At 70.0% G+C, this 23,976-nt stretch carries 23 protein-coding genes and 2 pseudogenes; 12 read left to right on the top strand and 13 right to left on the bottom strand.

Annotation, left to right across the window (positions count from 1 at the left end):
- The first annotated feature begins 14 nt into the window (after positions 1 to 14).
- Positions 15 to 857: an EcsC family protein gene (locus tag WT97_RS05125; RefSeq protein ID WP_059504420.1), complete on the top strand. Its 843-nt coding sequence runs from the start codon at positions 15 to 17 to the stop codon at positions 855 to 857.
- Here WT97_RS05125 and WT97_RS05120 read toward each other — a convergent pair.
- Both WT97_RS05120 and WT97_RS05115 read right to left on the bottom strand, forming a co-directional pair.
- Positions 827 to 1,789, bottom strand: coding sequence for an alpha/beta hydrolase (locus WT97_RS05120; protein WP_059789082.1), 963 nt, complete (start codon positions 1,787 to 1,789; stop codon positions 827 to 829). The two genes, WT97_RS05125 and WT97_RS05120, sit on opposite strands and share 31 nt — an antisense overlap.
- Before the next feature lie 89 nt (positions 1,790 to 1,878).
- A complete protein-coding gene (locus tag WT97_RS05115; RefSeq protein WP_059789083.1) occupies positions 1,879 to 2,313 on the bottom strand; it encodes a CHRD domain-containing protein in 435 nt (144 codons plus the stop codon).
- Positions 2,314 to 2,800: 487 nt separating this feature from the next.
- Between WT97_RS05115 and WT97_RS05110 the strand changes: the two genes are divergently transcribed.
- Positions 2,801 to 3,802, top strand: a complete 1,002-nt coding sequence (locus WT97_RS05110; RefSeq protein WP_059789084.1) for a hypothetical protein — start codon at positions 2,801 to 2,803, stop codon at positions 3,800 to 3,802.
- Between the two features lie 31 nt (positions 3,803 to 3,833).
- On the opposite strand, the gene WT97_RS05105 is transcribed toward WT97_RS05110, so the two are convergent.
- From WT97_RS05105 to WT97_RS05070, 8 genes and pseudogenes are all read right to left on the bottom strand, one after another.
- On the bottom strand, positions 3,834 to 4,607 hold the full coding sequence (locus WT97_RS05105) for a class II aldolase/adducin family protein (RefSeq protein ID WP_059789097.1): 774 nt from the start codon (positions 4,605 to 4,607) through the stop codon (positions 3,834 to 3,836).
- 247 nt (positions 4,608 to 4,854) lie between these two features.
- The gene (locus tag WT97_RS05100; RefSeq protein WP_060353086.1) at positions 4,855 to 6,477 is read right to left on the bottom strand and encodes a phospholipase D family protein; all 1,623 of its coding nucleotides are present in this window, start codon (positions 6,475 to 6,477) and stop codon (positions 4,855 to 4,857) included.
- Positions 6,478 to 6,719: 242 nt separating this feature from the next.
- Positions 6,720 to 7,015, bottom strand: a pseudogene (locus tag WT97_RS05095) (GntR family transcriptional regulator); the annotation flags it as partial.
- A gap of 160 nt (positions 7,016 to 7,175) precedes the next feature.
- Entirely contained in the window at positions 7,176 to 7,937 is a 762-nt protein-coding gene (locus WT97_RS05090; RefSeq protein WP_059789085.1) for a M48 family metalloprotease, read from the bottom strand.
- 203 nt (positions 7,938 to 8,140) lie between these two features.
- Complete coding sequence (locus WT97_RS05085; protein WP_034208384.1) at positions 8,141 to 8,923, bottom strand: glycosyltransferase family 2 protein; 783 nt, start codon at positions 8,921 to 8,923, stop codon at positions 8,141 to 8,143.
- Between the two features lie 125 nt (positions 8,924 to 9,048).
- Complete coding sequence (locus WT97_RS05080; protein ID WP_059504404.1) at positions 9,049 to 10,341, bottom strand: hypothetical protein; 1,293 nt, start codon at positions 10,339 to 10,341, stop codon at positions 9,049 to 9,051.
- A 37-nt stretch (positions 10,342 to 10,378) separates the two neighbouring features.
- The gene (gene fabG / locus WT97_RS05075; RefSeq protein WP_059504402.1) at positions 10,379 to 11,095 is read right to left on the bottom strand and encodes a 3-oxoacyl-ACP reductase FabG; all 717 of its coding nucleotides are present in this window, start codon (positions 11,093 to 11,095) and stop codon (positions 10,379 to 10,381) included.
- A 124-nt stretch (positions 11,096 to 11,219) separates the two neighbouring features.
- Positions 11,220 to 11,504: a phosphopantetheine-binding protein gene (locus WT97_RS05070; RefSeq protein ID WP_011546210.1), complete on the bottom strand. Its 285-nt coding sequence runs from the start codon at positions 11,502 to 11,504 to the stop codon at positions 11,220 to 11,222.
- 544 nt (positions 11,505 to 12,048) lie between these two features.
- Between WT97_RS05070 and WT97_RS05065 the strand changes: the two genes are divergently transcribed.
- From WT97_RS05065 to WT97_RS05020, 10 genes are all read left to right on the top strand, one after another.
- Entirely contained in the window at positions 12,049 to 12,702 is a 654-nt protein-coding gene (locus WT97_RS05065) for a hypothetical protein (RefSeq protein ID WP_060353085.1), read from the top strand.
- Between the two features lie 58 nt (positions 12,703 to 12,760).
- Positions 12,761 to 14,512, top strand: a complete 1,752-nt coding sequence (locus WT97_RS05060; protein ID WP_060353084.1) for an acyl-CoA synthetase family protein — start codon at positions 12,761 to 12,763, stop codon at positions 14,510 to 14,512.
- Positions 14,509 to 15,486: an acyl-CoA synthetase gene (locus WT97_RS05055; protein ID WP_060353083.1), complete on the top strand. Its 978-nt coding sequence runs from the start codon at positions 14,509 to 14,511 to the stop codon at positions 15,484 to 15,486. The genes WT97_RS05060 and WT97_RS05055 overlap by 4 nt, the downstream gene beginning before the upstream one ends.
- Entirely contained in the window at positions 15,483 to 16,118 is a 636-nt protein-coding gene (locus WT97_RS05050; RefSeq protein ID WP_059504395.1) for an outer membrane lipoprotein carrier protein LolA, read from the top strand. Before WT97_RS05055 ends, WT97_RS05050 begins: the two co-directional genes overlap by 4 nt.
- Positions 16,118 to 18,589, top strand: a complete 2,472-nt coding sequence (locus WT97_RS05045) for an MMPL family transporter (protein ID WP_060353082.1) — start codon at positions 16,118 to 16,120, stop codon at positions 18,587 to 18,589. The genes WT97_RS05050 and WT97_RS05045 overlap by 1 nt, the downstream gene beginning before the upstream one ends.
- The gene (locus WT97_RS05040) at positions 18,586 to 19,470 is read left to right on the top strand and encodes a polysaccharide deacetylase family protein (protein ID WP_059789092.1); all 885 of its coding nucleotides are present in this window, start codon (positions 18,586 to 18,588) and stop codon (positions 19,468 to 19,470) included. Before WT97_RS05045 ends, WT97_RS05040 begins: the two co-directional genes overlap by 4 nt.
- A 63-nt stretch (positions 19,471 to 19,533) precedes the next feature.
- Entirely contained in the window at positions 19,534 to 20,745 is a 1,212-nt protein-coding gene (locus WT97_RS05035) for a beta-ketoacyl-[acyl-carrier-protein] synthase family protein (protein WP_059789093.1), read from the top strand.
- 8 nt (positions 20,746 to 20,753) lie between these two features.
- Positions 20,754 to 21,572 (top strand): beta-ketoacyl synthase chain length factor, encoded by an 819-nt coding sequence (locus WT97_RS05030; protein ID WP_059789094.1) that lies wholly within the window; start codon positions 20,754 to 20,756, stop codon positions 21,570 to 21,572.
- Positions 21,569 to 22,072, top strand: a complete 504-nt coding sequence (locus WT97_RS05025; protein ID WP_059789095.1) for a hotdog family protein — start codon at positions 21,569 to 21,571, stop codon at positions 22,070 to 22,072. The genes WT97_RS05030 and WT97_RS05025 overlap by 4 nt, the downstream gene beginning before the upstream one ends.
- A complete protein-coding gene (locus WT97_RS05020) occupies positions 22,069 to 22,398 on the top strand; it encodes a hypothetical protein (RefSeq protein ID WP_059789096.1) in 330 nt (109 codons plus the stop codon). Before WT97_RS05025 ends, WT97_RS05020 begins: the two co-directional genes overlap by 4 nt.
- 90 nt (positions 22,399 to 22,488) lie before the next feature.
- Here WT97_RS05020 and WT97_RS05015 read toward each other — a convergent pair whose 3' ends face one another.
- From WT97_RS05015 to WT97_RS05005, 3 genes and pseudogenes are all read right to left on the bottom strand, one after another.
- A complete protein-coding gene (locus WT97_RS05015; RefSeq protein WP_034208396.1) occupies positions 22,489 to 22,695 on the bottom strand; it encodes a hypothetical protein in 207 nt (68 codons plus the stop codon).
- Between the two features lie 108 nt (positions 22,696 to 22,803).
- Positions 22,804 to 23,547: an acetoacetyl-CoA reductase gene (gene phbB / locus WT97_RS05010; protein ID WP_059504379.1), complete on the bottom strand. Its 744-nt coding sequence runs from the start codon at positions 23,545 to 23,547 to the stop codon at positions 22,804 to 22,806.
- 216 nt (positions 23,548 to 23,763) lie between these two features.
- Positions 23,764 to 23,976 (bottom strand): annotated as a pseudogene (locus WT97_RS05005) (acetyl-CoA C-acetyltransferase); the annotation flags it as partial.

The following is a 23,976-nucleotide window of genomic DNA, read 5'->3' as shown; positions in this document are numbered from 1 at the left end:
CGCCAAGGAGAAAGATGGAACCGATTTCAATCACCCCCGCCGCGACGCTGTCGCCGGAGGATCGGGACGCGCTGCGGCGCGCGAAACAGGTGCTGGAAAGCCCGTCGCTGACGATGAAGCTGACGGGCGTGCTCGGCGCGCCGGTCGAGAAAATGATCGCGCGGCTGCCGGATTTCGCGACCGGCAAGATCAACGATGCGACGCAGCTTGCGCTGCGCAAGTGCCTGAACATCGCGCTGCGCACGCTCGGCAAGCCGCCGTCGCCGGACGCCGAGCCCGAGAAGCCCAGCAACCTGCTGCACAAGCTCGCGGTCGCGACGACCGGCGCGGCGGGCGGCGCGTTCGGCTTTCTCGCGCTGCCGGTCGAGTTGCCGGTGACGACCACGCTGATCTTCCGCTCCGTGTGCGACATCGCGCGTAGCGAAGGCGAGAACCTGACGTCGGTCGATACGCAGTTGCAATGCCTGGCCGTGCTCGGCATGGGCGGCAACCCGGACAAGCAGGAGGAGGACGCCGATCTCGGCTATTTCGTGCTGCGCGGCGCGCTCGCGCAGGCGATCTCGAAGGCGTCGTCGGACATCACGGCGAAAGGCATCGCCGCGCACAGCTCGGCGGCCGTGTTCAAGCTCGTGCAGACGGTGGCGTCGCGCTTCTCGGTGCAGGTGACCGAGCAGATGGCCGCGAAGTCGATCCCGGCGATCGGCGCCGTGCTCGGCGCGACCGTCAACACGCTGTTCATCGACCACTTCCAGCAGATGGCGCACGGCCATTTCACCGTGCGCCGGCTCGAACGCAAGTACGGCTCGGTGGCGGTCAAGGCCGCCTATCAGGCGATCGACGCCTCGCCGACGCGCTGAACCGCGCGCTCGACCGCGACGCGGCGCAGGAACGCGGCCGCGCGGTCGAGCGCGTCGCGCGCTTCCGGCACCATCGGCGCGTACAGCTGCCACACGTGCGGCATGTCGGGCCACACCTCGATCTCCACCGCCACGCCGGCCGCCTTCGCCTTCTCGGCGACGCGCCGCGAATCGTCGAGCAGCACCTCGGTGCTGCCGACCTGGATGTACAGCGGCGGCAGGCCCGCCAAATCCGCATAGAGCGGCGATGCGTACGGATGGGTTGCCGACTCGTCGCCGAGATACAGCTTCGCGGCCTTCGGCAGCGCTGCGGCCGCGAACATCGGGTCGAGGCCGTCGTTGCCGCGCATCGTGCCGCCGGTACCGGCCAGGTCGGTCCACGGCGAGAACAGGATCGCGCCGGCCGGCAGCGGCTCGCCGCGATCGCGCAGCGCGACGAGCGTCGCGAGCGCGAGGCCGCCGCCCGCCGAATCGCCGCCGAATACGATCGACTCGGGCGGCGTGCCGAGCGCCAGCAGTTGCCGGTATGCGGCGAGCGCATCGTCGAGCGCGGCCGGGAAGCGGTTTTCGGGCGCGAGCCGGTAGTCGAGCGAGAACGAACGCACGCCCGCGCGCTTCGTCAGGCCGAACACCAACGGCCGGTGGGTTTTCGTCGAACAGAAGTAGTAACCGCCGCCGTGGAAATACAGCAGCATGCGGCCGGGCTCGCGCGCCGCGCCCGCGTCGGTGCGTTCGAGCCATTCGCCGCGCAGCGGCGCGTCGCCGGCGCCGTAGCACTGGCGCAGCCGGTAGCCCGACGGCGCGCGGCGCGGCACGATCATCCGCAGGTCGGTAAAGCGCCGGGCACGCGCGGGGTCGAGCACCTCGCGCGTGGTTTCCGGACGAAACTGCCAGCGCAGCAGCCAGCAGGCGAACTTGCTTTGCCAACTCATCGGACGCACTCCGTCATCGCAATGTGACGATGGTACGTGCGAACGTTCCCGCGTCGCTCGACAAGTGCCTCTATATCAAACGTCGGCGCTCAGTTCGCCGGCATCACCTGGCCGCGGATCTCGCCGGACGGGTGCTCCTTCGTATGAATATTGAAATACCACTTGCCGCCCATCAGGTCGGTGACCTGCGCATCGGTGAGTTCCTTCGAACCCTTGATCGGGCTCGCCAGCTCGTCCTTCGGAACCGGCACCTGCACGCCGGCGTTCTGGCCGACCGGCGCGGGCCCGTGAAAATGCGCGGCGGTGGCCGGCCCCGTGAGGTGTTCGTAAGTGACCGTCCACTGCAGCATGTGCGTGGCCGTGTCGTAGGTGGCGGCGACGGCGCCCGACCCCTTGGTCGCCGTCGGCGGCACTTCGCTCGATGGCTGCAGACTGGCGGACAGGCGCACCGTTTCGGCGGCGGCGCCGCCGGCGGCCAGCACGCCCGCGAACAACGCGACCTGGAGCAAACGCAGCTTGAGCATGGATTCTCCTTGTACGACGTGGTACGCCGCCCCGGCGGCGGCGCGTCACTGGATGGTAGTCGATTGCGGTCGATCCGGGCAGCCTGCCGAAACCTGGAAGACACCTTTGCAGCATGCCCGCTGAATCCGCGCACGGCCTTTCGCTACACTTCGTTTCACAGTTGCTTGTTTCCTTCGTCCGAAGGAGTCTGCGAGTATTCACGCGGCCGCCCGGCCGCGTTTTTTTCGTGTGTCCTGCGGCAAGCGGCGCGCCGCGCACGCATGCGCCCTTTCCAGAATACCAAGCAGGACGAATCGTTTTTCGTCCCACGCGAGTCGCGATAAGTGCGCGTGCGGACAGTTGCCGAAACCGGATCGCGTACCCAGCAGGTTGTCACGATACGTGTAATACGTTATTGCGCGAACCCGGGTCGACACGTGTTTTCCCGCGCAGGAAAATGCCGCATGTTGTCGTGACTGGAAGTGAACCGTGCCGGCCCGTCTCCCGATGCCCTGCCCGCCCCGCCCCGTCCGTGTCCGCCCGCTGCTGGCGGGTCTCTGCTCCGCCGCCGCCCTCTACGGCGCGCCCGTCGACGCGCAGGAATTCTCGCTGTTCGCCGGCCAACTGTGGGGCGGCGGCCAACGCACGTATACGTGGGCGTTCGATTACCAGGAAGGCTTGAGCCCGCACACCGCGCTCGGCTTCACGTGGTACAACGAAGGGCACATTCCGAATCACCATCGCGATGGCCAGGCGGTGCAATTCTGGGGCCGCATGCCGCTGGAGAATCGCCGCCTGGTGCTGTCGGCCGGCGCGGGCCCGTATCGCTACTTCGACACGGTTCCGGCCGCCGAAGGCCGCGGTTACTCGAATACCCATGGCTGGGGCGTGCTGATGAGCGTGCGTGCCGCGTACTACACGTCGCACCGCTGGATTGCGCAGCTTCAGGTCAACCGCGCACAGGTGTTCAGCGGGCCCGACACGACGTCGGTGATGTTCGGCGTCGGCTACCAGCTCGACGCGCCCGACACGCCGGGCCCGCGCGACGCCGCGCTGCCGCGCACGCGCAAGGTTACGAACAACGAAGTCACCGCGATGCTCGGCGAGACGATTCTCAACAGCCGCTCGTCGCCTTCGACACTCGGCGGCAGCGTCGAATACCGGCGCGGCCTCACGCGTTCGATCGACTGGACCGCGACGTGGATGTACGAAGGCGCGAAGCAGGCGGTCCGCCGCAACGGGATCGCGTCCGAGCTGTGGCTCACGCGCGCGTTCCTGAACGACAAGGCCACGCTGTCGGCGGGCGCCGGCGCGTATTTCACCGTCAACCAGCGCAACCGCGAAGGCCAGCCCGGCCCGGGCGACGGCCGGCTCTCCGGCATCGTGTCGATCTCGGCCAGTTACCGGATTTCCGAGCGCTGGCTCACGCGCATCACGTGGAACCGCGTGGTCACGCGCTACGATCGCGACACCGACGTGATCCAGGCCGGCCTCGGCTACCGGTTCTAGCCGGGCGCACGCGTCGGGCGCGCCGCCCGCGTCACGCGCGATAGCCCGGATCGATCCGGTCGACGAGACGCTGCAGCGCGTCGAACGCGTCCTGTCCCGCGCCATGCTTCGGATCGAAATTCAGTGAATCGCGCACGCACCCTTCGAGCACGGACGGCGCAATCGGCAGCGCATCGCCGATCGCATGCGTCGCGATCTGCACCTCGCACGCGCGATTGAGCAGCCACATCAGCGAGAACGTCTGCGCGAGGGTTGCGCCGATCGTCACGGGCCCGTGGTTGCGCAGCAGCAGCACGGGCCGCCCGCCCGCGCTCTCGACGATACGCCGGCCCTCGTCGAGATGCACGGTGATGCCTTCGAAGTCGTGATACGCGACCTTCCCGTACAGCTGCGCCGAATAGAAATTCGAGAACGACAGCCCGTCGCGCGAACAGCACACGGCCATCGTGGGCGTCGTATGCACGTGCATCACGCAGTGCGCATCGGGCAGCGCCGCATGGATCGCGCTGTGGAACGTGAAGCCGGCCGGATTGATCGGCCAGTCGGCATGGCCGATCACGTTGCCGTCGATGTCGATCTTCACGAGATTCGACGCGCACACCTCGCGGTAATGGAGCCCGAACGGGTTGATCAGGAAATGTCCGTCCTCGCCCGGCACGCGCAGCGAGATATGGTTGTAGATCAGCTCGGTCCAGCCGAGGGTGTCGAAGATGCGGTAGGCGGCCGCGAGCTGCACACGCGCCTGCCATTCGGCTTCGGAAAAGCGCGCGGGACGCGCGAACGGCTGGTTCGGTACACGTTGCATGAGGAACTCCGGTTGCGAGGGGCGCGCGGCCCCGGGCGAGTGGCGGTGCGCATCGTCCATCGTCCGCCGGCGCCGCGCGCGGTGCGTATCGCGCACGTGCGGCGGTACGTCGTTCGGCGTCGTTCCGGCCCGCATTATGCGACGGGTTCCGCGGCGCCCTTCACGATATGCACATCGTTGCGTGCACAACCATATCACCTTTCCCCGCACACCGGTATCGCGGGTTTTGCCGGAGCCGTTTTCGCCCTTACAACTGGTCGTCGACCGGCAGCAGCGTGAAGATGCCCGTCATCATGTTGCGCAGCAGCCCGGCATGCGGGTCGACGTGATAGGTGGTGGTGCGACCGCCTTCGGTGCCCGTCCATTCGAGCGCGGGCGGGCTGCCGTCCGCCCGCGTCGCGAGCGTGACGCGGTAGCTTTCGTCCGGCTGCGTCACGCGCGCGAAGATCGCCGCGGCCTGCTGCGCGAGCACCGGGCTGTGGATCACGAGCGCGAGTTCGGTGTTCAGGTGCGCGGAACGCGGGTCGAGGTTCAGCGAGCCGATCACGAGAATCTGCCGGTCGATCACGTACGCCTTCGCATGCAGGCTCGCGCGCGAGCGCGAGCCGAACAGCCGCGCGGGCTGCTGGTCCGGCTGCGACTTGAATTCGTACAGCTCGACGCCGCGCTGCAACAACGGCACGCGATACGGCGCATAGCCGGCCTGCACCGCGACCGCGTCGGTCGCCGCGAGCGAATTCGTCACGATCGCGACGCGCACGCCGCGCGCGACCGTGTCGCCGAGGATTTTCACGCCAACGTCGTGCGGCACGAAGTACGGCGAAAACGCGAGGAATTCCTTCTGTGCGCCGCGCGTCAGCTCGGCCAGGCGCTGCATCGGCGGGCTCACGTACGTGCCGGTCGGCTGCGCGACCTTGGTCGGCGCGTCGACCTTGAATTCGGCCGGCGCCCACACGAGTTCGAGTTCGTCGCGCGCGATCTGTCGTGCAAGCGGCGTCGCGTTCAGCGGCTTCGCGTTGTACGGATCGGCATTCTTGCGCCAGTGGTCGCGCAGCTCGTCGCGCATCGCGTCGAGATCCTTCGGATCGAACGTCTGATGATTGAGGGCACGCAACGGATAGCTGCTCGCGCTCGCCCAGTAGTCGTCGAAGCTCTTCGAGATGTCGTGCGTCACGGGGCCGGCCGCCAGCACGTCGAGATCGCGGAACTGCAGCGTCGGGCTCGCACTGAAGTATTCGTCGCCGAGATTGCGGCCGCCGATGATCGCGAGCTGGTTGTCGGCGATCATCGCCTTGTTGTGCATCCGGCGCGTGAAGCTGTCGATCCGCGTGAAGAAGTTGGCCGTGCGCTCCATCACGCCGCGCTGCGATGCGCCGAACGGGTTGAACACGCGGATCTCGATGTTCGGGTGCGTGTTCAGCGCGGCCATCACGCGATCGATATCGTCGAAGTTCAGGTCGTCGACCAGCATCCGCACGCGCACGCCGCGATCGGCCGCGTACAGCGCCGCGGCAAGCAGCAGCTTGCCGGTCGTATCCTCGGTCGCGATGTAGTACTGCATGTCGAGCGTCTTCGTCGCCGCACGCGCGAGCGCGATGCGCATCTGCAACGCGGTGGCGCCGTCGGCCAGCAGCCGGAAGCCCGACTGCGCCGGATGCGCGGCTGCCGGCGCGGCCAGCGCATCGCGCAGCGGCGTCGCGGTATCGGCCGACAACGCGTGGGAGACGGGACGATCGAGCGAAGTGGCGGGCGGATGCGTCGCGCACGCAGCGAGCGGCAGCAGCGCGCAGACGATCAGCGCGCGGGCCTGGCGGCATGCGGCGCGCCACGACGGCGCGGCCGATGCGCGCCGGATCAAGGATGTGAGCACGGAAGCTTCCTCGACAGTCGGATCAATGGGCACATCATCGCCGCGGCGCGCGGCTGACAGGCGGTTCCGGTCGATTCTAGTGGGCGCCCGACGAACCGGTCAATTGGGCCGGGCCGCGCAGGCCGGGCCGCGTAGGCCGGGCCGCGCAGGCCGGGCCGCGCAGCCGCCACCCGCACTGCCGGGCGACTCGTGACGCCCGCCCACCACCGCGCAGGCCGGCGCGCCCGCCGGTCCGATCAATCTCAAGCCATCTCGCCGCTGCGCTCGAAATGGCTGCGCACGTAGTCGATATGCGTCTGCATCGCGGTGCGCGCAAATCGCGTCGCACACGGCCCGGTGCTGCAACAACAGCAACTCGGATGCCTGCTCGTCCCCCATCGTCATCCCGGCCACGTTGATCGAGATGTGCTCGCGCAACATCCCGACCACGCTCGTGTGCAGATGCAGAAACATCGTATTGGGGCGACGCGAGCGCGATCGCCTCGTGCAGCTTCGCGTCGGTCGCGGCCTCGACGGACGCGTCGTCGTTCGACCGCGCGTGGATGGTGCTGCAAGCGGCAACGTGCACGCCGAAAAAACAAAAAAACCACGCCCGGACGAGCGTGGGTTTTTCATTTGGCGTGCCGATCGCCTGCGTCGACGACCGGCGATCCGTTGCGCAATCGGCCGCGGGATCGGTTGCGCAATCGGTTGCGGGATCAACTGCCTTTTGCGATGCGATCCTGGATGTGCTGCGCACGGCTCGCCGACGATGGATGCGAGCTCATCATCGAGCTCTGGCCGCCGTCCATCTGCGCGAGCTTCTGGAAGCCGGTGACGAGGCCCTTCTGGCTCATGCCCTTCTGCTTCATCAGGTCGAACGAGTAATCGTCGGCCGCGCTTTCCTGCGACTGCGAGAACTGCGCGTTGATGAACTTCTCGGTGATGTCGCCGAGCTGCGAGCTCGACAGCGCCGCCACGCCCGGCGACGCGGCGCCGGCCGCGCTGCGCGCCGCGCTCACCGCGTATGCCGTCTGCATCGCCTTCTTCGAGTGGCCGAGTGCGACGTGGCCCATTTCATGGCCGATCACGCCGCGCAGCTCGTCGTCGTTCATCATGTCCATCAGGCCGCTGTACACGCGCACGCAGCCGTTGCCCATCGCCCATGCGTTGACGTCCTTGGTCAGATAGACCTTGTAGTTGATTTTCTGGCCGTTCAGCGTCATGTCGCCGAAGCCCTTCATCACCTTCGTCAGACGCTTCGCGTATGCGCTGTTCGGCGGTGCGATCTTCGATTCGGCGTCGCTCGACTTGCACGATTCGTTCGACAGCGCCGCGATGTCGCTGTCCGACAGCGTCGCTGCCTTGAACAGGTTGGTCCCCGCCGACGTCAGGCTGTTCGCGTCAAGGTTCTGTACCCCGCCGCATGCGCTCAACAGAAACGCCACGCCACACGCCGCCACCGCTTTCTTGAGTTGCATCCCGGAATCCCTCGATAGTTGTATTTGGGAGCGGCGATTTTGCATAATCCGGCAGAAAATTACCAGATGTTTACACTAGATGACACGTTGATTACGCAGCGGATTGAAACGGCGCGCCGATCCGGCGCCATATCGACGACAAAAGCGCGGCAATCGCCGCACGCCGGGGCGGCGAACGGAAAGAAAAACGGGCGGGCCTGCGCTCAGGCCGTCTGATCGCGGCGCCGCGTCAAACGGCGCGCGACCAGCATCGGCAGCCGCATCGCGAAGCCGGTGAAAAGACGCAAGTGCATCCACGCGAGCAGCGCGTTGTCGCGGCCGTAGTGAAAGTGCGACACGCCGCCTTCGTGGCGGCCGAAATAGCGCACCGGCGCGTCGATGCGGATCGGGCGCACGCCGGCCCAGCACAGCCGCACGGCCGCTTCGGGATCGAAGTCGAAGCCGCGCATCCACGGCTGGCGCCGCATGATCGCCGCCAGCGGCGCGACCGGATAGACCCGAAAGCCGTACAGCGAATCGCCGATCCCGGCCCACAGCGTCTCCAGGTCGGCCCACGCGTTCGACAGCCGGCGCCCCTGCACGCGCAACTGCGGCGCGCTCGCATCGAACTTCGGCACGCCGAGCACCATCGCGTCGGGCGCGGCCTGCGATGCCGCCATGAAAGCGGGAATCAGGTCGGCCGGATGCTGGCCGTCGGAATCCATCGTCAGCACGTGCGTGAAGCCGCTCGCGGCGGCCGCGTCGAGCCCCGCGAGCACCGCGGCGCCCTTGCCGCGATTCTCCGGCAGCACGATCACGCGCAAGCCGGGATCGCGCTCGGCCATCGCCTGCAGCCGTTCGGCGCTGCCGTCAGTGCTGCCGTCGACGACGACCCACACCGGATTCCACTGCTCGCGTGCCTGGCGCACGGTCGTGTCGACCTTGGCGCCCGGGTTGTAGCTGGGAATCAGGACGAGATGAGTGGACGACGCGTGCAGCTTGGACATGGGAACAGCCGAGGGCGAAGACGGGGATCCTGACAAAAGTGTATGACGTGCCGACGACCGTCGGCACGCGTCGTCGACCCCGGCCGCATGCCGCGCCGGCTGCCGGATCGCGAGGCTCTCGCGCTTCATGACAGCCACTCCACGGCATGGCCGGCGCTGGCTTCGATCTCGACCAGCAGGTCGTCGCGGCACACGTCCGCGTGAACGAACAGCGGCCGCACGTGAGAACCGGCCGCCTCGCGCAGCACTTGCCCGATCGCGGCCAGCGTCGCGGTATCGCCGGCGTCGCGCACGTAGACGCGATAGCTCAGGTCGGCGAGCGAGAACGGGCCGTGCCCCTGCCGCGCGGCCTGCTCGAGCACCGCCGCGAGGTTCGCGACCGTCTCGCGCGTCTGCGCGACGACGTCGCCGCGATGCACGGTGCGGTGCCCGACGATGCTCGCGGTGCCCGATACGAACAGCACCGGCGCCGCCTCGCCGTCCGCCCACGCAGCGGCGCGCGCGAACGTCGGCGCACGCGGGCCGTACTGCGCCGGATAGTGATACGCGCTCACCTGGCGCGGATTCTCGACGGAATCGGCCGGCGTTCGGCTCGCGAGGAAGTAGATCGCGAGCGGCGCGGCCGGCGACGCGTCACCCGCGACCGGCACGACCGAGCCGAGCGCGCACGCGGCCGGCACGCCGCCCGTCAAGGCACGACGGCACGCGTCGAACGCACGCTGACGGCCGATGTTGAACTGACGATAGCGCTCGATCCCGTACTGCACCGCATTGATTGCCGGCACGGTATTCCAGATCCGCAGCGGATGCGGCATGCCGAGCGTATCGAGCAGGTCGAACAGCGCGCGGTACGCGTCGAACGTCGCGCGTTCGAGCGGCGTGCCGCCGTCGCGCGGTGCGTCGCATGCGGCATCGGCCTCGTGCACGACGAGGCTGCCGAACACGAGCCCCGCGGCTTCGCTGTGGCGATAGCACAGCGCACCGCGCCGCTCGCTGCGCAGGTCGTGCGCATCGCATTGCCACAGTTCGCAGACGGCATCGCCCGGTGCGACCTCGGCGCCGAGCAGCGCCATCTGCACCGGCGCGACCGGCAGGCCGGGCGCGGCATCGGTCAGCATCCGCGCCATCGTCTGCGCGCGCGCTTCGTCCGGCGTTCCCGCTGCGCCGATGCACACCGCGCCCAGTGCGCCGGGAAACACGCGCTCGAGTCCGTCGCCACCGCGGTGCGCATCGTGCAGCAGCGCGACGAGCCGCGCGTGGCTCATCCGGACGAGCCGCAGCGCGCGGCCGTCGCCGTGCGCGAACGGCGCGGCGGCAGGCAACGGGGAACACGGGCGCCGTTCGGCGTGGACTGGATGCACGGACACTTCGATTTCCTCACTAGATGACGCTGGCCGCCCGACACCGCGGCCTTGCACCGCGTTGCGTGACGTCAGGCCAACGCGGCGCGCTTCGTCATGCGAGCCCGCCGTTGACGGACAACACCTGCCCCGTCACATAGGCCGCGGCGTCGGACACCAGATACGCGACCATCGCCGCGACTTCGTCGGGCCGGCCCGCGCGTTGCGCGGGCACGAGCTGCTTGATGCGTTCGGCGGGAAACGCCTGTTCGGCCATCGGCGACGCGATGATGCCGGGCGCCACCGCGTTCACGGTGATGCCGCGCGACGCGAGCTCCAGCGACAGCGACTTCGTCGCGCCGATCAGCCCCGCCTTCGCGGCCGCGTAGTTGGCCTGCCCGCGATTGCCGGTCACGCCGGCCACCGATGCGATGTTGACGATCCGTCCGCGCCGCGTGCGGATCATCGGCAGCAGCAGCGGCTGCGTGACGTTGAAAAAGCCGTTGAGCGTCACGTCGATCACGCCGTGCCATTGCTGGCGCGACATGCCAGCCATCGGCGCGTCGTCGTGAATGCCCGCGTTGTTGACGAGGATCTGCACCGGCGCATCGTCGATGAACGGCCGCAGCGCGGCGAGCGTCGCATCGGCGTCGGTCACGTCGAACGCGATCGCGTGCGCGGCGCCGCCGGCCGCGACGATCTGCTGCGCGACGGCCTGCGCCTGCGCGAGATGGCGGTTCGCATGCACCCATACTTCATGGCCGGCTTGCGCGAGCGCCGTGCAGATCGCCTGCCCGAGTGCGCCGCTGCCGCCCGTCACGAGCGCCCGCATCGAATGGCTCCGTTCATCGCGTTGTCACCTCGATCGACGCGGCCGCGCATCGTCCTTCGCGCGCCGCCGCATGCCGTCTTCACCGTTGCGCCGCGCCCGTGCGCGACGCCCGTGCGCGACGCCGTCACTTCGTGCGATGCGCGGCGACGTAGGCAGCCAGCGCACCGAGCGTCGCGAAGATCGTCTGGTTGTCCGGATTGTCCGAGCGCAGTTCGAAGCCGTATTTCTTCGAAATCAGCAGCGCGATTTCCAGGATGTCGATGGAATCGAGCCCGAAACCTTCGCCATACAGCGGGGTATCGGCCGTCACCGTGTCGAGCGGGACGTCTTCGAGATTCAGTTCGCCGATGATCAGCGTGGCGAGCTCTTGTTCCAGTGCGTTCATCATGCGTGCGTGCAGGCGGCCCACGGCAGCGGGAGGCGCCCGGAAACGGCAAGCCGTCGTGCACGCCCGGCGCGTGCGAATCTCCGTCCCTCCGGCCTCTGCCGGCTTCCCCGCCTGCGTCGTTTGGGGATCGTTTGTAAAAGTTACGCGGATTCTAGACGAAGGGTATCGGGCCGTATACCGCGAATGGTTACAAGACTGGCGAGCCGCCGCGGCAGCCCGTTTCGGACGCGAATGCACGAGACGCTTGAGCCGCTTTGGACGGAAATGGACCGACCCCGCAAAATCGTTCGTCCGGTGCCATACAATCGGTTACAAAACCCGCTCGCGGCCGCCCCGAACCCGCGCTGCCGCGGCCCTAAAATGAGCGTCCCGACCACCGGCCCGGACCCGCGTCCCGGCCGCCATTCATATGATGTTTCGACGGCCCGCCCGCGCGTTCCGTCCACGATCCGATGTCTCCAGTGATACCGCGTCCGCCCTTGCGCTCCGTTCCGGTTCGCCCGCCCGTCAGCCGCTGCAACCCGGCTGCCGGCCGGTGTACGCGCCGCGCGCCCGGAGGCCGCCGATGAGCCGGCTGCTGCCCGTCGTGCGCGGCGTCGCGGCGGTCGGCGCCGTGGCTGCCTACCAGGCCGGCGCGCATTACGCGAGCGCAACGCCCGGCGCGCACGGCTTCGGCCTCGCGATGGCGCTCGTGCCGCCGCTGCTGCTCGCGCTCGGCGTGGCGTTGCGCTCGCCGCGGCGCGCCTGGCTCGTGCCGGCATGGCTGCTGGCCGCCGCCGCGCTGTGGGCCGCGCGCGCCCCGCTCGCGCGGCACTTCGAATGGGGCCTGTATCTGGAACACGTGAGCTTCAACGTCGCGATGGCGCTGCTGTTCGGCCGCACGCTCGCGACCGGCGACGTGCCGCTGTGCACGCGCTTCGCGGCGATGATCCACGGTACGGTCACGCCGGCCGTCGCGCGCTACACGCGGCAGATCACGCTCGCATGGACGGTGTTCTTCGTCGCGATCGCCGCCGTGTCGACGCTGCTGTTCGCGACCGCGTCGATCGTCACGTGGTCGACCTTCGCGAACTACCTGTCGCTGCCGCTCGTCGCCGTGATGTTCGCCGCCGAGCATGCGTGCCGGCGTGTCGCGCTGCCGCACGAGCCGCGGCCGCGCATGATCGACGCGGTGCGCGCGTATCGCGCGTCCGCCCACGCGTCGCAGGCCTCGCGATGAATTCATGACCGGCGCGCCCCTACGGCCGCGCGGCCTTCGTTCCCGTCTTGACCGATTTATGCCGACTCACCCGCTGGTATTCCATGCCTCGCCCGACCAGACGATCGCCTGGCGCGACGGCTCGCCCGTCACCGTGCGCGCATTCGTCGCCGACGTCGCGCGCGTAGCCGCCGCGCTGCCCGCGGGCGGCCATGTGTTCAACGTGTGCCGCGACCGCTATCGCTTCGCGGTCAGCCTGTGCGCAGCGCTCGTCGCCGGCAAGATCAGCCTGCTGCCGTCGACGCACACGCCGGAAATGGTCCGCCAGCTCGCGTCGTTCGCGCCCGACGCGTTCTGCCTGCACGATGCGCCCGATTGCACGATCGACCTGCCGCGCTTCGCGTATCCCGATGCCGCGCCCGGCGAACTCGCGAGCGACGCGCCGTTCGCCGTCCCGCAGATCGATGCGGCGCGGATCATGGCCTACGTGTTCACGTCCGGCTCGACCGGCGCGCCGGTGCCGCACCGCAAGACCTGGGGCTTCCTGGTCGGCTGTGTGCATGCGGCGGCCGATCGCCTCGGGCTGCTCGATGGCCGCCCGGCCACGCTGATCGGCACGGTGCCCGCGCAGCACATGTACGGCTTCGAATCGACGGTGCTGCTCGCGCTGATCGGCGGCCTCGCATTCAGCAATCGCCAGCCGTTCTACCCGAGCGACATTCGCGACGAACTCGACGCGATCCCGCAGCCGCGCGTGCTCGTCACGTCGCCGATCCACCTGCGTGCGCTGCTGTCGGCCGGCCATGCGCTGCCACGCGCGGCGCTGGTGCTGTCGGCCACCGCGCCGCTGTCGGAGAAGCTCGCGTGCGAGGCCGAGGCCGCGCTCGACGCACCGCTCGTCGAGATCTACGGCAGCACCGAGACCGGGCAGATCGCGACCCGTCGCACGTCGCAAGGCGCGGCGTGGGAACTGTTCCCGGACATCCGGCTCGACGCCCGCGACGCCCCGGACGGCGACGACGGCGGGCCGACGGTCTGGGTGTCGGGCGGACACGTCGAGGCGCCCGTGCCGATGGGCGATGCGCTCGAATTGCTCGGCGACGGCCGGTTCCTGCTGCACGGCCGCAAGGCCGATCTCGTCAACATCGCCGGCAAGCGTACGTCGCTCGCGTACCTGAACCATCAGCTCAACGCGATTCCCCAAGTGGTCGACGGCGTGTTCTTCATGCCCGACGAAGCCGCGCCCGCACAGGGCGACACCGCCCTCAAGCCGGTCACGCGCCTCGTCGCGCTGGTCGTCGCGCCGACGCTCGCGGCCACCGATCTGCAACGCGCGCTGCGCGAGCGGATCGATCCCGCGTTCATGCCGCGCCCGCTCGTGTTCGTCGATGCGCTGCCGCGCAATGAAACGGGCAAGCTGCCGCGCGACGTACTGGCCGCGCTCGTTGCGCAACATGCGCGTGCCGCGGGCACGCCGGCCGCGCCGCCGGCCAAGCGCGAACCGGCCGACGCGCCCGCGCTCGCGTTCACGATCGCCGCCGACCATCCCGCGCTGCCCGGCCACTTCCCCGGCCATCCGGTCGTGCCGGGCGTCGTGCTGCTCGATCACGCGATCCACACGATCGGCGCGGCGCTGAACCGTCCGCTGCATGCGTGGCGGCTCGGGTCCGCGAAATTCCTGAGCCCGGTCGCGCCCGGCGAACCGCTCGCGCTCGCGTACGACGCTGCTGCCAGCGGCGCGATCCGCTTCACGGTGCGCGCTGGGTCGCGCGAGGTCGCGACCGGCGCGCTGTCCGCACCGCCGCCCGCGCAGGACGGCGCGCAGCCATGAAGCGCACCGCATGGGCCGAGCGCCAGGAGCGCAGCAACGCGAGCTTGCTGCGCGCGATGACGTGGATATCGCTGCGCTTCGGCCGGCAGCGCGCGCGCATCGTCCTGCACCTGATTGCGACGTATTTCGTGCTGTTCTCGCCGGTCGCGTGCGCGGCGTCGCGCGACTACCTGCGCCGCGTGCTCGGCCGCCCCGCGCGCTGGCGCGACGTGTACCGGCACGTGTTCACGTTCGCGGCGACGATCCACGATCGCATCTACCTGATGAACGGGCGCTTCGACCTGTTCGACATCCGGCTGCACGGCGAGACGCTCGTCGACGACGCGCTCGCGGGCGGGCGCGGCGCATTCCTGATGGGCGCGCACCTCGGCAGCTTCGAGGTCGTGCGTGCGATCGGCCGCACGCATCCGGACCTGCGCGTGGTCGTCACGATGTACGAGAAGAACGCGCGCAAGATCAACGCGACGCTCGCCGCGGTAAACCCGGCCGCGCAGCCGGAAGTGATTCCGCTCGGGCAGGTCGACTCGATGCTGAAGGTGCGCGAGCGCCTCGACGCAAACTGCATGGTCGGCATGCTCGCCGACCGCACGCTGCTCGACGACGCGGCCGCGTCGCTGCGACGCCTGCCGCTGCTCGGCGCGCCGGCCGCGTTCCCGCTCGGCCCGCTTTACATGGCTGCGATGCTGAAGCGCCCGGTGATCTTCATGACGGGCCTTTATCGCGACGGCAATCGCTACGACGTGCATTTCGAGACGCTCGCCGATTTCTCCGACGTGCGGCGCGACGCGCGTGCGGCCGCGGTCGACGCGGCACTCGCGCGCTACGTCGCGCTTCTCGACAAGTACTGCCGCATGGCGCCGTACAACTGGTTCAACTATTTCGATTTCTGGCAAGGCGGCGATGCCGCGGCCGCGCGCCGCGACGTGGTGCGCACCGGCGCCGAGCTGCCCGCCACGAGGGATTCCGACGCATGACCGCCGTTCGCCGCCGCCCGTTCCCGTTCTCGTTGCCCCGCGTCGCCCGCGTGCTCGCCACCGGCGCCGCCGCCATTGCGCTGGCCGCGCCCGCGCACGCGGCCGACGCCGGACCGGCGTGGAGCCTCGACCGGCTGATGTCGACGCTCGCGCAGCACAAGTCGGGCCGCGCGACCTTCACCGAGACGAAGACCCTGTCGATCGCCGCGCAGCCGATCGAATCGTCGGGCGAGCTGGTGTTCGTCGCGCCCGACCACCTGGAAAAACACACGCTGAGCCCGAAGCCGGAACACCTCGTCGTCGACGGCGACATGCTCACCGTCGAGCGCAACAACCGCAAGTACACGCTCGCGCTCGCGCGCTATCCGGAGCTCGGCGCGTTCATCGACAGCATCCGCGCGACGCTCGCCGGCAACCGCTTCGCGCTCGAGCAGGTGTACAAGGTCGCCCTTTCCGGACGCGGCGACGACTGGACGCTGACGCTCACGCCGCTCGACTCGCGGATGCTGAAGGTCGTCAGCACGATCACGCTCGACGGCACGCGCGACGTGTTGCGCAGCGTCGCGATCCGGCAGGCCGACGGCGATCGTTCGGTGATGCGCCTGCACCCCGTTGCGGCGAACGCGAACTGATGGACGATCGCACGCGCCCCTCCCCCGTCGCGCGCCGCCTGCCCGTGTGGCGGCAGCGCGCGGTGCTCGTGTGGCTGCTCGCGCTCGCCGTGTGCGGCGTCGCGATCGGGCGCGCGCACTTCACGGCCGACCTGTCCGCGTTCCTGCCGAATGCGCCGAGCGCCGGGCAACGCGTGCTCGTCGACCAGTTGCGCGACGGCATCGTGTCGCGCCTGATCCTCGTCGCGATCGACGGCGGCGATGCAAGCACGCGCGCCGCGCTGTCGCGGCGCGTCGCCGGCACGCTGCGCGCCGATCCGCAGTTCGCGGCCGTGCACAACGGCGCAGCCGCGAACGACGCGCGCGACCGGCAATTCATCTTCGATCACCGCTATCTGCTGAGCCCGGCCGTCACGCCGCAGCGCTTCAGCGCCGACGGCCTGCACCGGGCGCTCGGCGACAGCCTCGACCTTTTGAGTTCGTCGGCCGGCCTCGTCGCGAAAGCGATGCTGCCGCGCGACCCGACCGGCGAAGTCGCCGCGCTCGTCGACGGCCTCGACCGCGCAGCCGAACCGGCGAGCCGCGACGGCGTGTGGGCGTCGCGCGACGGCACGCGCGCGGTGCTCGTCGTGCAGACGGCCGCCGCCGGCTCCGATACCGATGCGCAGGCACGCGCGATCGACACGGTGCGTCGCGCGTTCGCCGCCGCGAAACGGGCCATCCCGAATGCAGCGGCAACCACGCTCGCCATGACGGGCCCCGGCGTGTTCTCGGTCGACACGCGCGACACGATCCGGCACGACGTCGAGCGGCTGTCGACGGCAAGCGTCGTGCTGATCGTCGCGCTGCTGCTCACGCTGTACCGTTCGCCGCGCACGCTCGCGCTCGGCCTGCTGCCGGTGCTGACGGGCGTCGCGGCCGGAATCGCGGCGGTCGGCGTCGCGTTCGGCACGGTCCACGGGCTGACGCTCGGGTTCGGTACGACGCTGATCGGCGAAGCCGTCGACTATTCGATCTACCTGTTCGTGCAATCGGCGCAAGCCGGCACGCGCGGCGCCGCCGCGCGCCCGGCCGACGCGACGCGCGCTTGGGTCGCCGCGTACTGGCCGACGATCCGGCTCGGCGTGCTGACGTCGGTGTGCGGATTCGCGTCGATGCTGTTTTCCGGATTCCCGGGCCTCGTGCAACTCGGGCTCTATTCGATCGTCGGGCTGACGGCCGCCGCGCTCGTCACGCGCTTCGTGCTGCCGCACCTGCGCGGCGAGCATGGCGCGATCCGCGACGTCTCGCGCATCGGCGCCGTACTCGCGCGCGCGGCCGACGCCGCGCCGCGGCTGCGCTGGCCGCTCGCGGTGCTCGTGGTCGCCGCATGCGCGACCCTCGTGCTGCATCGCGACGACCTGTGGAGCCGCGAACTCGCCGCGCTCAGCCCCGTGCCGGCGGCAGCGCAAGCGCTCGACGCACGGCTGCGCGCGGATGTCGGCGCGCCCGACGTGCGCTATCTCGTCGTGATTGCCGCGCCGACCGAACAGGCCGCACTCGAAGGCGCGGAAAAAGTCGCCGCGCAATTGCAGCCGCTCGTCGACCGCGGCGCGCTCGGCGGTTTCGAAAACCCCGCCCGCTACCTGCCGAGCGACGCCGCGCAACGCGCGCGCCGGGCGAGCCTGCCGGATGCGGACGCGCTTGCCGCACGGATGCGCGACGCCGTCGCGCACCAGCCGATCGCGGTCAAGCCCGACCTGTTCGCGCCGTTCCTCGCCGACGTCGACGCCGCGCGTCACGCACCGCTGCTGACGCGCGCGGACCTGCGCGGCACGTCGATGGCGCTCGCCGTCGATGCGCTGCTGACCGAACGCGACGGCCGCTGGAGCGCGATGCTGCCGCTGCATGCGCCGGACGCGGCCCGCACCGCGCAGCCGGCGTCGAGCCTCGATGCCGCGCCGATTCGCGCCGCCGTCGCGCGCGCGGGCGTGGCCGATGCGCTGTTCGTCGACATGAAAACCGAAGCCGATCGGCTGTACGTGAGCTATGTGCACGAAGACATCCGCTTGTCGCTCGCCGGGTTCGCCGCGATCGCCGTGCTGCTGCTGATCGCGCTGCGCTCGCCGCGCCGTGCGGTGCGCGCCCTCGCGCCGCTCGTCGCGGCCGTGCTGGTCGTGACGGCCGGCTTCGCGCTCGCCGGCGTACAGCTGACGATCCTGCACCTCGTCGGGATGCTGTTGATCGTCGCGGTCGGCTCGAACTACGCGCTGTTCTTCTGCCGGCGCGACGACACGCAGCCCGTCATGCCGTACACACTGGTGTCGCTGCTGATCGCGAACCTCGCGACGGTCGCCGGCTTCGGGCTGCTCGCGCTGTCGCGCGTGCCGCTGCTCGAAACCTTCGGGCTGACCGTCGGCCCCGGCGCGATGCTCGCGCTCGCGTTCGCGGCGATTCTCGCGCCGCGCGCCGCACCGGCGGTCGGCCATCGTGAACGAGGAGGCCGCGCATGAATGCGCCGTCGTCGACTCCGCCGCACCACGCCGGCGCCGCGCGGCGCTGGAAACCCACGCCGCTGATCGCGGGCGCCGCCGCGCTGCATGCGGGCGCTGCCGCCGCCGCGATCGCGCAACCGGCCACGTGGCCGTGGGCCGTCGGCGGCGTGGTCGCGTCGCATCTCGCGCTGACCGCGGCCGGCCTGTGGCCGCGCAGCACGCTGCTCGGTCCGAACTGGACGCGCCTGCCGCCCGGCGCGGGCCGCCGCATCGCGCTAACGATCGACGACGGCCCGGACCCGGACGTCACGCCGCGCGTGCTCGACCTGCTCGACCGTTACGACGCGCGCGCGACGTTCTTCTGCATCGGCGATCTCGCGCGCCGCCATCCGCGCTGGGTCGAAGCGATCGTCGCGCGCGGCCATGCGGTCGAGAACCACAGCCAGCGGCACAGCCATACGTTCTCGCTATCGGGGCCGGCCGCGCTGCGACGCGAAATCGCGGCCGCGCAGCAGACGCTGACCGACATCGCCGGCACGCGTCCGCTGTTCTTCCGCGCGCCGGCCGGCCTGCGCAATCCGTTTCTCGAACCGGTGCTGTGCGAACTCGGCCTGCAACTCGCGAGCTGGACGCGACGCGGCTTCGACACGCGCGCCCGCAACGCCGCGACCGTCACGCGCCGCCTGCTGCACGGCCTCGATGCGCGCGACATCCTGCTGGTCCACGACGGTCATGCGGCGCGCGATGCGCGCGACGAACCGGTCGTGCTCGACGTGCTGCGCGAAGTGCTGCGCGCGGCCGCCGATGCGCAGTTGCACTGGACCACCTTGCGCGCGGCGCTCGCGCCCGAACCGTCCGGCCAGCCGGGCGTTCCGGCACCCCCGTTTGATAAAATCTGACCTCGAACGACGCGCCCGCCAGCCCTGCTGCAGCGCCCGTTCCGGCCACCGGAAGCGACCCTCGTGAAACCTCTCCTGCTCTCGCACTTCACCGCCACCAGTTGCATCGGCCGCGGCCTCGACGCGACCCTCGATGCGCTGCGCCACGCCCGCGGCGGGCTCGTGCCGTGCAACTTCGAGCGTGCGGACCTCGACACGTGGATCGGCGCGGTGGACGGCGTCGATGCGCACCCCGTGCGCGCCGATCTCGCCGACTTCGAATGCCGCAACAACCGCCTCGCGCAACTCGGCCTGACGCAGGACGGCTTCGACGCCCGCGTCGCGGCGGCCGTCGCGCGCTACGGCCCCGCACGCGTCGGCGTGTTCGTCGGCACGAGCACGGCCGGCATCCTCGAAACCGAACGCGCGTACCGGCGCCGCGACCCGGCGAGCGGCGCGCTGCCGGCCGACTTCCGCTACGCACACACGCACAACCCGTATTCGCCGGCCGCGTTCGTGCGAGCGTATTTCGCGCTGCGCGGGCCGGCGATGGCGATCTCGTCCGCGTGCTCGTCGGGCGCGAAGGTATTCGGCTCCGCGCGCCGCATGATCGAGGCCGGGCTGATCGACGCGGCCGTCGTCGGCGGCGTCGATTCGCTGTGCCTGACCACGCTGTACGGCTTCAATTCGCTCGAACTGCTGTCGCGCCGGCCGTGCCGGCCGTTCGACGTCGCCCGCGACGGCATCTCGATCGGCGAGGCCGCCGCGTTCGCGCTCGTCGAGCGCGCCTCTGCGCCGCCCGCCGCGCTGGACGGCGACGCGATCCTGCTGCTCGGCGTCGGCGAAACGAGCGACGCGCACCACATGTCGTCGCCGCATCCGGAAGGGCGCGGCGCGCGCGCCGCGATCGAGCAGGCGCTCGCGTCCGCCGGCCTCGGCGCGCACGATATCGACTACGTGAACCTGCACGGCACCGCGACGCCGAGCAACGATGCAGCGGAAAGCCGCGCGGTCGGCGCGCTGTTCGCCCGCACGCCGTGCAGCTCGACGAAGGGCGCGACCGGCCACACGCTCGGCGCGGCCGGCGCGCTGGAGGCGATCGTCGCCGCGCTCGCGCTGCGCGAGCAGTTCGTGCCGGCCGGCGTCAACACGACGCAGCCCGACCCGGCGCTCGCAGCCGATTACGTGCTCGCGAGCCGCGACACGCGCGTACGCGCCGTCCTCTCCAACTCGTTCGGCTTCGGCGGCACGAACTGCAGCCTGATCCTCGGCCGCGCCGATCACGCCCGCCGTTGAGGCCCGCCATGACCCTGACCGCCTTCATCGAAAGCATCGGCCTCGTCGGGCCGGGATTGAACGACTGGCCGCACGCGGCCGACGTGCTCGCAGGCCGCGCGCCCTACGCGCCCGCCCGCACCGAGCTGCCGCCGCCGGCCGGCCTGCCGTCCGCCGAACGGCGGCGCACGGGTCCCGTCGTGCGCGCCGCGCTCGCGGTCGGCCACGAAGCGGTGGCGGCGAGCGGCCGCGACGCCGCGACGCTCGCGACCGTATTCAGCGCATCCGGCGGCGACGGCCAGAACTGCCACGCGATCTGCGAAACGCTGGCCGGCGACGATCGCCAGTTGTCGCCGACCCGCTTCCACAACTCGGTGCACAATGCCCCGGCCGGCTACTGGAGCATCGCGACCCGCGCGACGGCGACGTCGAACGTACTGTGTGCGCACGACGGCAGCTTTGCCGCCGGCCTGCTCGAAAGCCTGTGCCAGGTCGTCGTCGATCGCGTGCCGAGCCTGCTGATCGCGTACGACACCGACTATCCGGAACCGCTGCGCACGGTGCGGCCGATCGACGACGCGTTCGGCGTCGCGCTCGTGCTCTCGCCGCAAGCAAGCGAGCGCACGCTCGCCCGCATCGACGTGCAGCTCACCGATGCACCCGCGACAACGCTCGCCGATGCCGGACTCGACGCACTGCGCGCCGGCAATCCGGCCGCCCGCGTGCTGCCGCTGCTCGATGCGCTCGCCGCGCGGCGTTCGACGCGCGTCGTGCTCGACTATCTGGCCGATACGCGCGTGCAGGTCGACGTCGCGATGCCCAAACCCGTCGCGGAGCACGCGCCATGATCGCAACGGCCGTCTTGACCTCACCGCTCGACCATGCGTGGATTGCCGCGCACATTCCGCATGCCGGCACGATGTGCGTGCTCGATTCGGTCGATGCGTGGGATACCGAACGAATCCGCTGCACCGCGACGAGCCACCGCGACCCGCACAACCCGCTGCGCGCGCACGGGCGGCTCGCGTCGGTCTGCGGCATCGAATATGCCGCGCAGGCGATGGCCGTGCACGGCGCGCTGCTCGGCGCGCACGAAGCGCGCCCGCGCGTCGGCTATCTCGCGAGCGTGCGCAACGTCGACGCGTTCGTCGACCGGCTCGACACCTTCGAGCAGCCGCTCACCGTCGACGCGCAACGCGTGAGCGGCGACGGCCGCTCGGTACTGTACGGCTTCGCGCTGCGCTGCGGCGAGCGCGTGCTGCTGTCCGGCCGCGCGGCGGTGATGCTCGACGCATCGGCCGCCGGCGCGTTTCAACCGGCGCCTGCCGGCCACACGAATCCTCGATGAAGAGGCCTACCTCAAGGAAACCGGTCGTGAAAGTTCGTCAGTTCATTGGCGCCGCGCTCGTTTCGGCGCTGCTCAGCCCGCTCGCGCACGCGGACATGTCGGAAGTGAAGCAGGACATCAAGCGCGATTCGAAGGAAGCCGCGCACAAGACCGGCGACGCGGCGCGCAGCTTCGGCCACGCGACCGCGAGCGCCGCGAAGGCGGTCGGGCACGGCGTCGCCCATGCGTCGCGCGAAGGCTGGGAAGCCACCAAGCGCACGACGAAGCGGATCTTCCACAAGAACGATTCGGGCGAGTCGGCGGGAAAAAGCCAGAAGCACGACTGATCGCGCGTCCCGCGCGCGTTGCCGAAGGCATGCGCGCGGGACTCGACCACTCATCGGTCGCTCGCCGATCGCAACGCGCCGGCGCCGCCGTCAGCGGGCGCCGCGCATGCGCCGTAGCGGCCTCGCCGGCCTGCGCGCGAAGCACTTGCCGTACGCGACCAGCCAGCAATCGCGATGATCGAAGTTCCGCAGCAGCCGCGCGCGGCGCCGCTCGAGCCAGTAGAGCGAGATCGCCATCGCCAGCGCGACGGCCAGCGCCGCCCCGCCGATCACGAGTCCCATCCAGGTGTCGCCCATGCGTTCTCCGGAATGCGAGGCCGAAGCGGCGCGCCTGCCGCCGCTCCGGCGCGGGATAGTGGGAAACGCGGCCTGCACGGCTTCGAACGCCGTGCGGGCCGCCGCGCGTCAGTGCATGTGCTGACCGCCGTTGATCGCGATGTTCGAGCCCGTCACGAAGCCGGCCTCCTCCGAGCACAGATAGGCCACCAGCGCCGCGACTTCCTCGGGCTTGCCGAGCCGACCCGCCGGAATCTGCGGGAGGATCTTCGTGTCGAGGATGTCCTGCGGGATCGCGGTGACCATCTTCGTCGCGAGATAGCCCGGCGACACCGTGTTCACCGTCACGCCCTTGCGCGCGACCTCGAGCGCGAGCGATTTCGTGAAGCCGTGCATGCCGGCTTTCGCGGCCGCGTAGTTGGTCTGGCCGACCGACCCCTTCGAGCCGTTCACCGACGAAATGTTGACGATACGGCCCCAGCCGCGCTCGACCATGCCGTCGCACACCGGCTTCGTCATGTTGAACACGGAGTCGAGGTTCGTGCGGATCACCGCGTCCCAGTTGACCTTGTCGAGCTTGCGCAGCGTCATGTCGCGCGTGATGCCTGCGTTGTTCACGAGAATGTCGACCGGGCCGACATCCCGCACGATCTTCTCGATGCATTGCCGGCACGAGTCGTGATCGGCCACGTCCACCGGGTACGCATGGAACGCTCGGCCGGCCGCATGCATCTCGGTCAGCCAGCGGTCCGCGTTGGCGTTGTTCGGCGAATACGTGACGACTACCCGGTGACCCGCATCGTTCAACCGGATGCTGACCGCTTCGCCGAGGCCGCCCATCCCACCCGTCACAACTGCAATTCGCTTAGTCATCCTATTAATTACCGACAAAAAAGTGATCGATGAAAGGCCGGGCAACGGCATCGCACATGCTGCCGCCCCGCCGCTTCGATGTGCATCCGCCCGCATCGCGGGTGCGGCACGCACCGGTACCTCGCGCGTATTGTCGATTGCCTGTCTTGCGCAAAAACCGCCCGGCTCACCCGCGGCGCCGCCCCGCGCCGCAAGCGAACCGTGCAGTCACCCCGCTCAGACGCGCTCGACCGCGAGCGCGACGCCCATCCCGCCGCCGATGCACAGCGACGCCAGCCCGCGCTTCGCATCGCGCTTGACCATCTCGTGCAGCAGCGTCACCAGGATCCGGCAGCCCGACGCGCCGATCGGATGACCGATCGCGATCGCCCCGCCGTTCACGTTCACCTTCGACGTGTCCCAGCCCATCTGCTTGTGCACCGCCAGCGC

The organism is Burkholderia sp. MSMB1459WGS, assembly GCF_001534535.1.
GTDB lineage: Bacteria > Pseudomonadota > Gammaproteobacteria > Burkholderiales > Burkholderiaceae > Burkholderia.
Note: the sequence above shows the minus strand (reverse complement) of the source record. Positions and strands in the feature narration are given on the sequence as shown.